Source organism: Limobrevibacterium gyesilva (assembly GCF_025989185.1).
Lineage (GTDB): Bacteria > Pseudomonadota > Alphaproteobacteria > Acetobacterales > Acetobacteraceae > Limobrevibacterium > Limobrevibacterium gyesilva.
Window position 1 is genome coordinate 1 of the sequence record NZ_JAPDNT010000010.1, and the last position, 14,520, is coordinate 14,520.

Below are 14,520 nucleotides of genomic sequence, written 5' to 3' on the forward strand. Positions count from 1 at the left end.
GCGGCGTCGCTGCTGATCGTCGGCGCCGGCCACGTCGCCGGCATGATGGCCGACGCCTACCGCGCCGTGCGCCCGATCCGCCGCGTGCGTGTGTGGAACCTGCGCGCGCCGAAAGCGCAGGCGCTGGCAGCGGAATTGCGCGGCCGCGGATACGACGCCGAGGCCGTCACCGATCTTGAAGCCGCGGTGCGCGCGGCCGATATCGTCACCTGCGCGACGCTCGCCACCGCCCCCTTGGTGCACGGCGCGTGGCTGCGGCCGGGCACGCATCTGGACCTGATCGGCGGCTTCAAGCCGGACATGCGCGAAGCCGACGACGACGCCATCCGCCCCGCCCGCGTGTTCATCGACACGCCCGCAGCACTCGCCGAGGCCGGCGACATCACCCAGCCGCTGGCATCCGGCGCACTGGCGCAGGACGCCATCGCCGGCACCCTCGCCGCGCTGTGCCGCGGCGAGAACCCTGGCAGAACCGCCGTCGGCGAGATCACGTTGTTCAAGTCGGTCGGCAGCGCCTTGGAGGACCTGGCGGCGGCGGCCCTGGTCTACCAGGACGCCGCCGCCTGAAGCTCAGACCCGCTTCACCCCCCAGAACAGCATCAGCCCGGCTTTCACGAAGCCGGTGAGGTTGCTGCGATGGGCCGTCGGTGTGAACCACTGGCCCACCGGGTAGAATGGCACGTTCTGGAACGCCAGGCGCTGCATGTCCTCGCAGATCTTCTTCTGCGATGCGAGGTCCGGCGCCTCGAACCACTGCTCGCGCAGCGCTTCCATCCTGTCGTCCACCGGCCAGCCGAACCAGCCGCCGTTGCCGTTGCCGCGCAGCGGGAAATGGCTGCCGGGGTTGGACACGCTGAGCCCGCCCCATGTGGTGCAGAAGCTGTTCCAGCCGCCTTTGTCGGACGGTTCGTGGTTGGCGCGGCGGGTCACCAGGGTGCCCCAGTCCATGCTGGTATACTGGGAGTTCAGGCCCAACGACTTGTAGAGCGCATCGGTCACCAGCGCCATCTGCTGCAGCTGCGGCTGGTCGGACGGCGACATCAGCAGGATCGGCTCGCCCTTGGTGCCGCTCTCCGCTACCAGCCGCCTGGCCAGCGCCACGTCGCGCTTGCCGGTCAGCACCTCAAGGTCGACATCGCTCGCGTAGGGCGAGCCCGGAATGAACACGCCGGCCTTGCGGCCCAGTGTCTGCTGCTCGCCAAGCACCGCATTCAGGTAGTCCTGCTGGTCGATCGCCGGCAGCAGCGCCCGCAGCAGCTTCGGGTTGTCGAATGGCGGCTGGGTGTGGTTGACGGCGACCACACCCAGCGCCCCCAGCGGGTCCAGCACCTGCACCGTGAGGCCCGGCGCAGTGCGCAGGCTCGGCAGCAGATCGAAGACCGGATTCTCCCACCAGTCCACCTCGCCACGCTGCAGCGCCGCCGAGGCCGTGGCGGGGTCCATGATGTTCCACTCGACCCGGTCGAAATTCACCACCTTGCCGCCGGACCAGTAGCTCGGGGCCTCCTGGCGCGGCACGTATTTCTCGTTCTTCGCCCAGGCCGCGGATGCGCCGGACACCCACTCGTCCTTGAGGAATCTGAACGGCCCGCTGCCGACATATTCGGTGATCTGGGTGAACGCATCGGTGACGGCGACGCGTTCCGGCATGATGAAGCAGCCGGTGGCGCCGAGCGCATAGGGCAGCAGGGCAAACGGTTTTGTCAGGCGGATATCGAATCGCTTGTCGTCCACTGCCTTCATCTCGGCGGTCTGGCTCAACAGCCGCTGGCCGAAGCCGTCGCGCTTGCCCCAGCGCCTGATGGAGGCGATGCAGTCCACGGCGCGGACAGGCGCGCCGTCATGCCACATCAGACCGTCGCGCAGGGCGATGCGCCAGGTGAGTCCGTCCGCGGAAATCTCGTGCCCGGCGGCCATTTGCGGCCGCGGGATCAGCCCCTCGTCAATGCCGTACAGCGTGTCCCACACCATGTAGCCGTGCAGCGCAGCCACGGTCGCGGTGGTCCAGATCGGGTCGGGATTGGCCAGGTTCGCCTGCGGCACGTAGCGCAGGACCTTCGCCCCCTGCGCCACCGCAGGCCGCGCCAGCCCGGTGGCGGCGGCGGCCAGCGCGGCCCCGCCGGCAGACAGAACGCTCCGTCGCTTGATCATGAAACCCTCCCCTTGCTTGTTTGCAGCGAGCGTCTCGATCCAGGCGGATCACCGCACCGGCCGCGGTATTCCGTCGGCGTGCGGCACGGCGCATGCTAATCCAAACGCGCGTCCGGGGGGGCGCCGACGCGCGGGCTTCTCACCATATCGCGCCGCCCCTGGCAGCTTGCGAAGGGCGGATCGTCAGCGCGGCGGACGCGAGAGCGACCGGCTCACGCCGTCTCGAGCCGCGCCTTCAGGCGCTCGAGCGCGCGCTGGAACGAGCCGGGATCGTTCAGTGCCCTGGCCAATACCAGGCTCCCCTGGATCGCAGCGAGCACTTCCTCCGCGAGAGTCCGCGCGGTCTCCTCGTCCCGGCCTGCCCGCACCAGGGCGCCGCGCAGCGCGTCGTTCCAGACGGCGAAGTAGGCGTGGATCTGCGCGGCGAAACGATCGCGTGCATCACCAAGCGCGAAGGCACCGACGAGGCACACCCGCTGCCCGGACCGGAAATACGTGTCCACGGCCTCGAACATCCGGCCGATCGCGCGCCGCGGGTCGTTCTCGTCGCGCAGCGGCTTGAAGACGCTGGTCTCGAACCAGGCGCCGATCTCGCCGAGCACGGCCGACGCCATCTCCTCCTTCCCGCCGGGAAAGAAGTGATAGAGGCTGCCCTTGCCGAGATTCGTCCGCTGCCCGATCAGCGCCAGGCTGGCGCCTTCGAAGCCATGCTCGCGGAACACCTCGGTCAAGGCCGGCATCACGTCGGCGCGCTCGCTCACGACTCTCGGCACGAAGTCACATCCCGAGGTCGCTCAGGCCCGGGTGATCCGCGGGCCGCGGGCCGCTCCGATCCCAGTGGAACTTCCGCTCGGACTCCTTGATGGGAAGGTCGTTGATGGAAGCGTGGCGCCGCCGCATCAGGCCGTTCGCGTCGAACTCCCAGTTCTCGTTTCCGTAGGCGCGGAACCAGTTGCGGGCGTCGTCGCGGAACTCATAGGCGAAGCGGACCCCGATTCGGGTTGCATCGAAGGCCCAAAGCTCCTTGATGAGACGGTAGTCCAGCTCCCGCACCCATTTCCGCTTCAGGAACGCGATGATCGCGGTACGGCCCTGCACGAACTCGGCGCGATTCCGCCAATCGCTGTCTTCCGTGTAGCCGAGGGCGACGCGCTCGGGATCGCAGCTGTTCCAGGCGTCCTCCGCAGCGCGGATCTTCTGGATGGCGGTTTCGCGGGTGAATGGCGGCAACGGCGGGCGAGCGGCGGACATGGGTCTCTCCTGTGGCTGGCGTCTCGGCTGTACCGAATGGAAATGACTTGACCATTCGGTACAGTCGCGACGCCAGACTGTCAAGGCGCTTCAGGCAAGCCCCCCGTGCCGGCCGTCTGGTCCGCCGCTCCCCGCCGCCAGTCCTATAGTGCGAGCTGCACCTTCATGGCCCGCTTGCGGTCCGTCGCCAGCGTGAACGCGCGGGTGGCCTCGGCCAGCGGGACGATCTCGGTCAGCAGCGGCGCGACGTCCAACGCCCCGCTGGCCAGCATCTGCACGGCCAACTCGAACTCCGCGTGGAAGCGGAACGTGCCGCGCAGCGTCATCTCCTTCGCCACCACCACGTTCAGCGGCACCGGCGTCTCGGCCGCGCCGATCCCGACCTGCACGATCGTCGCCCGCGGCCGTGCCGCCTGCAACGCGCCGGCCAGCGCGGCACCGCTGCCCGAGGCCTCGAACACCACGTCGAAATACCCCTTGTCCGCGCCATAGGCCGCGAGCGCCTGCGCGTCCGTCGCCACGTTGATGGTCCGGTCCGCGCCGATCCGCCGCACGGTCGCCAGCGGCTCGTCCATCAGGTCGGTCGCCACGATCTCGCGGGCGCCGGCATGGCGCGCGACCATGGCGCACAATGCGCCGATCGGCCCGGCCCCGGTCACCAGCACGCGCCGGCCCATCAGCGGGCCGGCCTGACGCGCGGCATGCAGACAGACCGACAGCGGCTCGGCGAAGGCGGCGCGGTGCAGCGGCATGTCCGCCGGCACCGCCTGGCTTTCGGCGCACACCAGCACTTCGCGGAACCCGCCCTGCACATGCGGCATCCGCATGGCGCTGCCGTAGAAGCGCATGTCCAGGCAATGCTGCTGCTGCCCCTCCAGGCAGTAGCGGCAGGCGTTGCAGGGCAGGCTGGGATTCACCGCCACCGTGTCGCCGGGCCGCACCCGCGTGACCGCGCTGCCGATCTCCACCACCTCGCCGGCGACCTCGTGGCCCAGGATCATCGGTTCCTGGATGCGCACGGTGCCGAACCCGCCGTCGTGGAAATAATGCAGGTCCGAGCCGCAGATGCCGCCGTTGCGGATGCGCAGCTTCACGTCCCGGGCGCCGAGGCCGGGTGTGTCGCACTCCTCGATTCGAAGATCGTGCGGCGCATGGATGACGGCGGCCTTCATGACATTCCTCCCTGGGCATTCCGCCCACGCCGCGACAGGATACTATGGCCGGCACCCACGGCAACCGGAGGCAACCATGACCGAACCCTTCCCACTGATCGATGTCTCCGGCCCGCCGCATGAACGTGGCCGCCAATACGGCGAACAGGCGGCCGCGCGCATTCGCAAGGGCGTGGCGCATTACAGCGGCCAGCTCGCCCGCCTGGGCCTGAACGAGGACGGCATCGACGCCCTGGTGCGCGCCTATCTGCCGGTGATCGAGCGCTTCGACGCCAGCTACATCGAGGAGATGCAGGGCATCGCCGCCGGCGCCGAGATCACGTTCGCGCATGTGGCGCTGCTCAATGCCCGCACCGAGATCCTGAAGCTCGCCGAACGGCCGGACCTGCGCGCGAAGCTGCACGAGCCAGACGGCTGCACCGGCGTGGTGGCCATGCCCGCCGCCACCGCGGACGGGTGGCTGCTGCATGCCCAGAACTGGGACTGGAAGGCGGAATGCGCAGAGACCGCCGTGGTGCTGCGCATCCGCCGCGACGACGGACCGGATATCCTGACCTTCACCGAAGCCGGCGGCCTTGCGCGCTCCGGCCTCAATTCCGCGGGCATCGGCATCACCGCGAACTACCTGCAATCCGACCGCGACTACCGTGATGTCGGCGTGCCACTGGCGCTGATCCGCCGCAAGGTGCTGCAGGAGCCGCATGTGGCCCTGGCCATGAAGGCCGTGTATGCAACAGCGAAGTCGGCCAGCAACAACATGATCGTCAGTTGCAGCACCGCCCCGGCCGGCGGCGCGCCCGCCGACGGCGTCGCCATCGACTTCGAATGCGCGCCGGACGAAACCTTCCAGGTGCATCCGGAGCACGGCCTGCTGGTGCACGCCAACCATTTCGTGAGCCCGGTGGCGCTGGCAAAGCTGAAGGACACCGGCATCGCCAGCACGCCGTGCAGCCTGTACCGCGACCTGCGCGTGCGCGACCTCCTGGCGCCCGCGATCGGCGGCATCACCCTGCGCCACATCAAGGCGGCGCTGGGCGACGATTTCGGCTCGCCCTGGTCGGTCTGCCGCCCTCCGCGCCCGAGCCTGGAGAACAACCTCACCGCCACCGTCGCCATGGTGGTGATGCAGCCCGCGCGCGGCATCATGGAGGTCGCCCCCCTACCCGCCCTCGGCGCCAGGTTCACCACCTACGCCCTGGCGGCGGACCAAGCCGCCACCCGCGCCGCGGCGGAGTAGCCGGCGCGCCCCTGGAGCATGATCGGTGCAGACAGAAGCACCGACCATGCTCCAGGTCTTTGTTTTGTCGCGTGATTCGCGCCTCCGTGTGATTCCACCTGTGGCGATGACGCTCTATTTGTGCCGCGCCAGCGCCAGCCCGACTCCGGCGCCGATCAGCAGCCCGCCGGACAGCCGGTTGCGCAGCTTCCCATGCGTCGCCAGCACCCCCCTGGCGCGCCCGGCCAGCACGGCCCAGCCGCCGTCCAGGAGCACCGCCACCGCGACGAAGGTCACCGAAAGCAGCGCCAGCTGCGCCGCGAAATCGCCATCGGGCGAGATGAACTGCGGGAAGAAGGCCCCATAGAACAGCAGCGTCTTGGGATTGGTCAGCGATACCAGCAGGCCGCGCGCGAAGATCTCGCGGGTCGAACGCTTCTGCGGCCGCGCCTGCGTAAGATCGACCGGCATGGCGCGCCACTGCCGCACCCCCAGCCACACCAGATACGCGACACCGAGCCAGCGGATCCATTCGAAGGCCTGCGCCATCACGCCCATCAGCGCGGTCATGCCCAAGGCGGTCAGCGCCAGCTGCACAAGCATCGCCGTGCTGGTGCCGACAACCGTCAGCAACCCATAGCGGGTGCCATAGGCCACGCTATTGGCCACGATCAGCGCCACGTTCGGGCCAGGGATCAGCATCAGCACGCTGGTGGCCAGGATGAAGCCCAGATAGAGATTTATGTCGATCACGGGACGATCCTTCGCGGAACGGGGTGGGGCGCAGGCGTGGCCGGGAAAAAGCGAAGGCCCCGTCGGTCGCTGCCGGCGGGGCCTTTCGGTGCTTCGGTTCGCGGCGCGGGCGGAGCAGCCGGAGCTGGTCCTAGCCTGCGCGCGACCCGGGCTTGCATGCACCGGCGGCGCCGCCTTGGGGGCAACGTTGCGGTTGGCGTCCGGTGCTGCGGAATTTCGATGTCACGCGGGAACGCTAGAAGCCCGGCCGGCCGGGCGTCAAGCGCTGCCTGCGCCGAACGCGGTTGTTGACGGCTGCACGGCAAGCGGGAACTGTCCACGCAACGCCGGCACCGAGGCATGCAAGCCGCGCATCGACGAACCGGACAGGAGGAAGCCATGGCCGACCCGACCGTCTTTCCCGGAACTGTCGAATGGTCCGGGGAGAACCCCGGGATCTCCTTGAAGGAGCAGCCGGACGGCCCGTTCACCACCCTTGCCAGCTTCTTTCGCGTGGTGCTCTCGCCGCATGGCCGCGGCCACGCGCTGGTGTTGATGCAGTCCCCTGAGGACGCCGACCCGCCGGCCGAGCGGGCAAACTGGTGCCTGCACGACAACGAGGCGCTGGCCCGCTACCTCGTCGCCGACTTCGTCGCACATTTCGGCGCCTTCCGCGGCCTGCCGGGCCTGCAGGGGCTGAACTATCGCCAACTCGACGGCGTTCAGGCCTCAGGCGATCCGCGGACCAGCTACAGCGAGTCGGTGAAGGCCGGGGACCTCACGGTTCAACTCGCCTGGAGCGGCCTCGGCCAGCCCTTCTGCTTCGTGCTGCCGCCGGACAGGTCGGCGACCGGCCGGCACCACATGCCCAGCCTGTTCGTCGGCTGCCAGGATGCGACGGTGTCGGTGAACGGCCAGCTTCGCCCGGGCCGCCCGGTGCCGCGCGACATCGCCGGCCGGACGATCAGCACAGCGATGCTTGCGTTCTCGGAGACCTGGATCAAGGCGTAGGATCGGCTCTGGCCGGGCGCTTCATGGTCGACGCGTGCAGATGCGGCGGGTAAGCTGGCCCGACCTGCCCACCATCGCACCGCGCTGGAGGGTAAGCGCTTGCCGGGTGTACGACCATTCGAGTGAGGCCGAACGTGACTCCGCCACCTTCCCGACGAGGCGCCGCATGAGTGGTGTCTGGGCGCGCGCCGGGCGCCACCCTTGGTCGGCATGAACCAGATCGTCAGCCTCGTCCGTGCCGTCGACGACACGCTGTGGGCGGTGGTCGCCTCGGTCGGCCGCCACAGCCGGGTGGCCGACATCTATGCCAGCCGCGACGCGGCCCTGGCCGACCGGGCTTGGCGGGAGCAGCAGGTCAGCGCCTATGCCGCCTTCCTGCGCACCTGCCGCCAGCCGGCGCCGCGCTACAGCGTGGCCCCGGTGCGGCGGACGGACCTGCCGAAAGGCTGGAAGCCGCTGCCGGCGCTCGGCTTCCTGCGCGGCCAGTTCATCTGAGCCGGCCGGCCGAGCCACGCTGCTTGCCGGATGTGCCGGCTGCGAGGATGATGGCACCCGATGGAAACGCGCCAGAAGATCCTTGTCCTCACCGGCGCCAGCCGGGGCATCGGCCACGCCACGGCCCGCCTGTTCAGCCACGAGGGCTGGCGGGTGATCACCGTGTCGCGGCATGCCTTCTCGCCCAAATGCCCATGGTTGGCCGGGCCGCAGGACCATCTGCAGCTCGATCTCGGCGATATCGGCGCGCTGCCGCATGGCATCGCGGAGATGCAAAGCCGGCTTCCCGACGGAAAGCTGGATGCGCTGGTCAACAACGCCGCCATATCGCCCAAGGGACAAGGCGGCGCGCGGCTGGGCGTGCTGGCGACCGACCCATCCACCTGGCTGCAGGTGTTCAACGTGAACCTGTTCGCGGTGGCGCTGCTAGCGAAAGGTCTGATCGATAATATTTCGTCAGCGAACGGTTCCATCGTGAACGTCACCTCCATCGCCGGCTCGCGGGTGCATCCGTATGCCGGGGTCGCCTACGCCGCCTCCAAGGCCGGGCTGGCGGCGTTGACGCGGGAGATGGCGGCGGAGTTCGCGCCGCGGGGGGTGCGGGTGAACGCGATCTCACCGGGCGAGATCGACACCGCCATCCTGTCGCCGGGCACCGCCGCCTTCGCCGACCGCGAAGTGCCGATGCGCCGGCTGGGCCGGCCGGAGGAAGTGGCGTCCTCGATCCACTTCCTGTGCAGCGACGCCGCCAGCTATGTGAACGGCGCGGAGCTGCACATCAATGGCGGCCAGCACGTCTGACGGCGCGGCCGCCACCCGGGCGTGACCCTCAGCCGCTGGTATCCACCGGCTCGATCCGGCGTGGCAGGCCGTTGCGGTAGGTGTAGTTGCTCTGGGCCGGGTCGCCGTGCGGCACGGTGCAGCCGGCATAGGCGCCGGTCTCGTCGTGGAACAGGCGCTGGTGGTCTTCCACGCTGCCCCAGACGGCACCGGTCTGGTGATAGTGGAACTGGATGGCGCGGCGGCGCAGGTCGGATTTGTTGGGCGCCGTGAAGTGGTGCAGCAGGGAATGGAACACCAGGGCGTCCCCCGGCTGCATCTCGATGGCGATGCGCTCGCGGGCGCGGACCTTGGGCGGGATGATGCGGCAGCGGTTGAAGTCGTTCTCGTGGACATGGGGCACGGCGCCGTCGAGATGCGAGCCGGCCACCAGCTCCATGCAGCCGTTCATCTTCAGGGCCGGGTCGAGCGCGATCCAGACGCCGGCGATGAGGCCAGGATCAGTGACGCGGAAATAGGCGGCATCCTGGTGCCAGGGCTTCTCCGAGCCGATGCGGGGCGGCTTCACCAGGGCCATTTCCTGGAACAGCACCCTGCCCTGGCCAAGGATCTGGTCGAGGATGCGGTGCAGGCGCAGGCTGTTGGCGGCGGCCTTCAGCGCCGGCGCGTCCTCGACATAGTCCATGTATTTGCGGATGTGCAGCTCGCGGTCGGCAGGCGACAGGCCGGCGGGGCCCACGCCGGTCTCGAACATCAGCTGGGTCTCGCGGGCCGGCAGGCGGCCGGTGGCGAGGTCCGACAGGGCCTGGACGCAGGCCGCAATGGTGCGGGGCCCCAGCAGATTGCGGATAACGACGTAACCGTCGCGGCGGTACTGGGCGATCTCATCCACGCCGAGCAGGCCTGTGTCGCGCACGGGTGCGATGTCCATTTGTTCCCTCCTTCCCATATTTCGCATGAGTATTGCCGAAGTTGCGGACGCGCCAAAGCCTATTGGAACTTCGGGCGTTTCGTCCGTAACCTTTGGTTTCACGACGAAGGCCTGACGCATGAAAACCACCAGCCGTACCGGATCGTCGAATATTCCGCTGGCCAATGACCGCCGGAACACGCGTGCGATCGTGCTGACATCGCACCCCGGCAACGATGCCGCCCGCCTGTTGCCGATCGCCTGGGGCGCGGGCGCCGCACAGGCCCGCGGGCCCGTGGTCGGCACGCTGCACAACCCCGGCGGACGCAACGCCATCGGCACCCATGCCGGCGCCTATTCCCTGTATCGGGCGCTGGCGGTGGCGGCCGGCCAGTTGAACGCCGAGCACCGGCCGGACCTGACCAACACGGCTCCGGCCGTGCCGATCGGGCCGTTCCCGCAATGGAGCGATCCCGACCGTATCGTGAGCATGGACCCCTGGGGGCACATGACCGGCCAGGCGTTCGGCGCGCAACTGGCGCAGGGCTGGGACATCCGCCCGACCATCGCGGTGACGAAAGCGCACATCAACATGCCGGAGATCCTGGCGGCGATACGCGCCGGGCGGCTGCAGCCGGATGGCGACGTGCTGAGTGCGAACGGCGACGCGCGGGTGACGAAGGTGGCGATCGAGCCGGTGTGGTGGCTGCCGGGGGTGGCCAGGCGCTTCGGCATCTCCACCACCGACCTGCGGCGCGGGCTGTTCGAGCAGACCGGCGGGATGTTCCCGGAACTGGTGACGCGGCCGGACCTGGACGTGTTCCTGCCGCCCATCGGCGGCATGACGGTCTACCTGTTCGGCGACCCCACGACGCTCGGCCGCCCGGAGACGAAGATCGCCTGCCGCGTGCACGACGAGTGCAACGGCAGCGACGTGTTCGGCAGCGACATCTGCACCTGCCGGCCCTATCTGGCGCACGGCGTCGAGGTCTGCATCGAGACGGCGCAGGCCGGCGGCGTGGGCGTGATCGTCTACAACCGCAAGGAAGGCCGGGCGCTGGGCGAGGTGACGAAGTTCCTGGTCTACAACGCCCGCAAGCGCCAGGAGGGCGGCGACCGGGCGGAGAGCTATTTCCTGCGCACCGAATGCGTCGCCGGCGTGAATGACATGCGCTTCCAGGAGCTGATGCCGGACGTGCTGCACTGGCTGGGCATCGCCCGCATCGACCGCCTGGTGAGCATGAGCAACATGAAGTACGCGCCGATCGTGGCCAGCGGGATTGACGTGGTGGAGCGGGTTCCGATACCCGACGCCCTCATCCCCGCCGATGCCAGCGTAGAGATGGACGCGAAAAAGGCCGCCGGCTATTTCACCGACAGCGTTCCTGAAGCGGACGAATTGAAACGGGCCAAGGGCCGGGGTTTGGAAGAATGAACGTTACGGTCCTTGACCACCCGCTGATCCAGCACAAGCTGACGCTGCTGCGGGACAGGGAGACGAGCACGGCGGGATTCCGGCGCATCGCCCGCGAAATGAGCATGCTGATGGCCTATGAGGTCACCCGCGGGCTGAAGCTGGAGATGATCGAGATCGAAACGCCGCTGGAGCGGATGGAAGCGCCCCAGCTGTCGGGCAAGAAGCTGTGCTTCGTGTCGATCCTGCGAGCGGGGAACGGTATCCTTGAAGGGATGCTGGACCTGGTGCCGGGGGCGCGCGTTGGTCATATCGGGCTGTATCGCGATCCACAGACGCTGGTGCCGGTGGAATACTACCTGAAGCTGCCGGACGATATCGGCGAGCGGATGGTGATCGTGGTGGACCCGATGCTGGCGACGGGGCATTCCGCGGCGGCGGCGGTGGGGCGGCTGAAGCAGGCCGGCGCCGCGCAGATCCGCTTCGCCTGCCTGCTGGCGGCGCCCGAGGGGTTGGCGGCGCTCCAGGCCGAGCATGGAGATGTGGAGGTGTTCACCTGTGCGGTGGACCGGCAGCTGGACGACCACGGCTACATCCGGCCGGGGCTGGGCGACGCCGGGGACCGGCTGTACGGGACGAAGTAGGCCGGCGCGCCCGGGCCGTTCCGGGTGGCGAGGACGTGGCAGTACGGACCTGCTGCCACAGAAAGAAGGCTCTCCCGAGGGGAGAGCCAAGTCTTCGCGGGAAGGCGAACCGGCGCGGACCATTCGACCGTGCCACCGCCCCCCGTCTCAGCTCAGCCGCATCACGCTCCGCTTCCGGGCGAAGGCCGGGAAGCCGGGCTCACAGGAAATAGTAGACCTGCACGTTGCCGTTGGGGAGATCGGAGAGCGATGCTTCGCCGGCTCCCTGAGGAGGCGGGGCGTTGAGGAACGCCACGGCTGCGGCAGGCGTGGCGACCGTGACGGTTCGCCAGATCTTCACCGACGGAGCCACGGCCTGCGCCGCGGCAGCCGGCGCTTGCGCACGTTTCAGGAGAACCGCGTCCTCTGCTGATAGCGACATTTACGTGTCCTTTCCCAAGAGATGGGCAACCCGCTTGCTGACGCGAGGGCTGCGAGACTGTGCCCCTCGCGTGCGGGGCGTCGCGGGCATTCACCCCGGACCCGATGATCCGCCCAGGCCGTAGACCCACACATTGACCGTGGCGGCGCCAGCGGTCCCGACCGCGTCGGCGGAGATCGCGAGCCTGGTACCGGGTATCTCGTAGACGCGCGTGATCTGCGCGTGCGACGCGACCGGCAACACGTCGAGCAGGCCCACCGGTTCGGTGCCCTCGGTCATGGTCAGGCGGATGCTGGCACTGGCGCCATTGTCGGCGTGCTCCTCGGCGACCACCCGAATCCGCTCGAAGCCGTGCACGTTGATCACCCCGAGGTCGCGCGACATGCCCGGCATGATCGTCACCCCGCCAGGCGATGTCCGGAATGCGAGTGTCGTCGCCTTCGGCCCGCCTGGCGGCGGCGACGGTTGCGGTTGCGGCTGGGGCGTCACGCCGGCAAGGCTCGCCGCCAGCTTCGCGCCGTCGGGCGATCCCAGGCCGGTGCAGGCGTCCCAGCCCGGCTGCGCCTGATAGGGGCCACCCTGTCCGCTGGCGTCGTTGTTGCCGGAGACGATGTCGTGGAAGGCGCCGGCCGCGGGCGGGATGGCGTAGATCCGGGTATTGAGGAAGCCGGCATTCCCGCCGTTCATCTGGTTGATGCGCGCCGTGAGCCCGGCCCATAGCGGCGCGACGGCGCTGGTTCCGCCATAGACGAGCTGCTGACCGTCGATCAGCACCTGATACCCCGTGGCGGGGTCCGCGTTTGCGGCAACGTCGGGCACGCCGCGGCCGGCATGGCCATCGTCGCCGGCCGGGGGAATCGCGGCCGTGGCCTGGTAGTCCGGAGCGGGATAGAGACGGCTGACGCCACCGCCGGTGGCTCCGCCGCCATGATTCCAGGTGCTCTCGTCCGCAATGCCGCCGTTTGCGGACACCAGCGTGGTTCCGCCGCAGCCGGTGACCCAAGGACTTGCCGCTGGATAATCGGGGTGCAGGAGGCCGTCGTTCACGCCGTCGCTCGAACCGCTGTCACCCGATGCCGCGAACACCGATACGCCGAGCAGGGCGGCGTCCTCGAACGCCTGGTCGATGGCTTGCCGCGTCGCGGCGACCCACTCGTCCTCGGCGGCGCCCCACGAAATCGAGATGACCGATGGCGTGTTGGCCGCGTCGTGCACCGCTGACGAAACCGCGTCGATGAAGCCCTGGTCCGTATTGGGTGCGAAATAGACCACCTGGCGCGCGCCTGGCGCGACCGCACCGATCACCTCGATGTCGAGACCGACCTCGCCATCGGGGCTGGTCGGGTCGCCGGTCGGCTGGTTGCCGGCACCGTCGATCGCGACGCTGGTGACCTGCGGCCGATTGACGCCGAGCTGGGCGAAATAGGCATCGAGGTCGGCGTCGTTATAGCCGCCGCCGAATTCGAGGATGCCGATGGTCTGGCCGGAACCGTCCGTGCCGGCAGGAAAGTCGTACAGCTCGGCTATCCGCGTTGGCGCGAACGTTCCGTTCGTCGTGCCGACGCCTGCAGCCTTGCGAAAATGCGGCCGTACGACTGGGCGATCGTCGAAGCCGGCGACGGTCTGGATGATGCCGTGCAGGTGCTCCGGAACATGGAGGGGGCCGACCCGGCCGCGATGCCGGCCGCCGGCGTGCTCGACCTGGACCACCGACGTGCCGAATGCCGCGCTGAGATCGGCAATCCTGCCGCCGAGGACGATGCGGCGCTGTGCGGGCAACGTTTCGACCACGTCGATGCCGTATTTCCGCGCGTATGCCGCGACCGCATCGAGATCGGCGGCACTGGCTCCGTGGGCCGCGGCGAACTGCTCGCGGGTGAGTTGCTGCTGCGCCTGCAGGCGTTGCTGGTGGAGATCCGCATTGGCCCGGCGCACGATGACGGTCACCGTGATCCGTTCCGCTGGATCGGCAGGGCCGAGAACCTTTGCGCCAGGCAGCAGATGGCGCTCGCTGCCGGAGAGCGGCAACATCTTGACCATGGATCTTTCCCTGGTTCTCGGGCTTCGCCGTGCTCCGCGGGTGAAAGGCAGATGTCCGGCGCATCACGAAGGGCCTGGACGAGCCTTCAAACTCTCTGCGGGCACATTGCGGTATGATTTCAGCACAAGCATCCGCTGCGACGCAAATCACGTTAACGTCACGTAACCAACCAGGGCTCTCGCAAACGGGCGATGCGGGCGCCGTCCTGGCCGTTACACGAAATTGATGCAGGCGAAACCGGGCAACCTCCGAAGGCCGGGTATCGCACGGTCATGGATATGG

Annotated in this window: 14 protein-coding genes and 1 pseudogene; 7 read left to right on the top strand and 8 right to left on the bottom strand. The window is 68.8% G+C overall.

What is annotated here, in order from left to right; all coding sequences use genetic code 11:
- Positions 1 to 567 (top strand): annotated as a pseudogene (locus OL599_RS13485) (ornithine cyclodeaminase family protein); the annotation flags it as partial.
- 3 nt (positions 568 to 570) lie between these two features.
- Here the strand turns inward: OL599_RS13485 and OL599_RS13490 are convergent.
- From OL599_RS13490 to OL599_RS13505, 4 genes are all read right to left on the bottom strand, one after another.
- Positions 571 to 2,151: an ABC transporter substrate-binding protein gene (locus OL599_RS13490; RefSeq protein ID WP_264714312.1), complete on the bottom strand. Its 1,581-nt coding sequence runs from the start codon at positions 2,149 to 2,151 to the stop codon at positions 571 to 573.
- 212 nt (positions 2,152 to 2,363) lie between these two features.
- Positions 2,364 to 2,924 carry a TetR/AcrR family transcriptional regulator gene (locus OL599_RS13495; RefSeq protein WP_264714313.1) on the bottom strand — a complete coding sequence of 187 codons (561 nt, stop codon included), beginning with the start codon at positions 2,922 to 2,924 and terminating at the stop codon, positions 2,364 to 2,366.
- 4 nt (positions 2,925 to 2,928) lie between these two features.
- Positions 2,929 to 3,402 (bottom strand): nuclear transport factor 2 family protein, encoded by a 474-nt coding sequence (locus OL599_RS13500; RefSeq protein ID WP_264714314.1) that lies wholly within the window; start codon positions 3,400 to 3,402, stop codon positions 2,929 to 2,931.
- 143 nt (positions 3,403 to 3,545) lie between these two features.
- On the bottom strand, positions 3,546 to 4,574 hold the full coding sequence (locus tag OL599_RS13505; protein ID WP_264714315.1) for an L-idonate 5-dehydrogenase: 1,029 nt from the start codon (positions 4,572 to 4,574) through the stop codon (positions 3,546 to 3,548).
- Positions 4,575 to 4,650: 76 nt separating this feature from the next.
- Between OL599_RS13505 and OL599_RS13510 the strand changes: the two genes are divergently transcribed.
- The gene (locus tag OL599_RS13510; protein ID WP_264714316.1) at positions 4,651 to 5,811 is read left to right on the top strand and encodes a C45 family autoproteolytic acyltransferase/hydolase; all 1,161 of its coding nucleotides are present in this window, start codon (positions 4,651 to 4,653) and stop codon (positions 5,809 to 5,811) included.
- 114 nt (positions 5,812 to 5,925) lie between these two features.
- Here OL599_RS13510 and OL599_RS13515 read toward each other — a convergent pair whose 3' ends face one another.
- Positions 5,926 to 6,543: a LysE family translocator gene (locus OL599_RS13515; RefSeq protein WP_264714317.1), complete on the bottom strand. Its 618-nt coding sequence runs from the start codon at positions 6,541 to 6,543 to the stop codon at positions 5,926 to 5,928.
- A gap of 378 nt (positions 6,544 to 6,921) precedes the next feature.
- Here OL599_RS13515 and OL599_RS13520 point away from each other — a divergent pair, with 378 nt between their 5' ends.
- The 3 genes from OL599_RS13520 to OL599_RS13530 all read left to right on the top strand — a co-directional run bounded on the left by OL599_RS13520 (position 6,922) and on the right by OL599_RS13530 (position 8,829).
- Positions 6,922 to 7,533 (top strand): hypothetical protein, encoded by a 612-nt coding sequence (locus OL599_RS13520; RefSeq protein ID WP_264714318.1) that lies wholly within the window; start codon positions 6,922 to 6,924, stop codon positions 7,531 to 7,533.
- A gap of 210 nt (positions 7,534 to 7,743) precedes the next feature.
- Positions 7,744 to 8,028 carry a hypothetical protein gene (locus tag OL599_RS13525; protein ID WP_264714319.1) on the top strand — a complete coding sequence of 95 codons (285 nt, stop codon included), beginning with the start codon at positions 7,744 to 7,746 and terminating at the stop codon, positions 8,026 to 8,028.
- A 60-nt stretch (positions 8,029 to 8,088) separates the two neighbouring features.
- A complete protein-coding gene (locus OL599_RS13530) occupies positions 8,089 to 8,829 on the top strand; it encodes an SDR family NAD(P)-dependent oxidoreductase (protein ID WP_264714320.1) in 741 nt (246 codons plus the stop codon).
- A gap of 28 nt (positions 8,830 to 8,857) precedes the next feature.
- Here the strand turns inward: OL599_RS13530 and OL599_RS13535 are convergent, their stop codons facing one another.
- A complete protein-coding gene (locus OL599_RS13535) occupies positions 8,858 to 9,739 on the bottom strand; it encodes a phytanoyl-CoA dioxygenase family protein (protein ID WP_264714321.1) in 882 nt (293 codons plus the stop codon).
- Positions 9,740 to 9,857: 118 nt separating this feature from the next.
- On the opposite strand from OL599_RS13535, the gene OL599_RS13540 reads away from it, so the two are divergent.
- Together OL599_RS13540 and upp are read left to right on the top strand one after the other, a co-directional pair.
- Positions 9,858 to 11,153, top strand: coding sequence for a GTP cyclohydrolase II (locus tag OL599_RS13540; RefSeq protein WP_264714322.1), 1,296 nt, complete (start codon positions 9,858 to 9,860; stop codon positions 11,151 to 11,153).
- Positions 11,150 to 11,776, top strand: a complete 627-nt coding sequence (gene upp / locus OL599_RS13545; protein ID WP_264714323.1) for a uracil phosphoribosyltransferase — start codon at positions 11,150 to 11,152, stop codon at positions 11,774 to 11,776. The genes OL599_RS13540 and upp overlap by 4 nt, the downstream gene beginning before the upstream one ends.
- Before the next feature lie 199 nt (positions 11,777 to 11,975).
- Here upp and OL599_RS13550 read toward each other — a convergent pair whose 3' ends face one another.
- Both OL599_RS13550 and OL599_RS13555 read right to left on the bottom strand, forming a co-directional pair.
- A complete protein-coding gene (locus tag OL599_RS13550; protein ID WP_264714324.1) occupies positions 11,976 to 12,197 on the bottom strand; it encodes a hypothetical protein in 222 nt (73 codons plus the stop codon).
- Positions 12,198 to 12,287: 90 nt separating this feature from the next.
- Complete coding sequence (locus OL599_RS13555; RefSeq protein WP_347403206.1) at positions 12,288 to 14,237, bottom strand: S53 family peptidase; 1,950 nt, start codon at positions 14,235 to 14,237, stop codon at positions 12,288 to 12,290.
- Positions 14,238 to 14,520 lie beyond the last annotated feature (283 nt).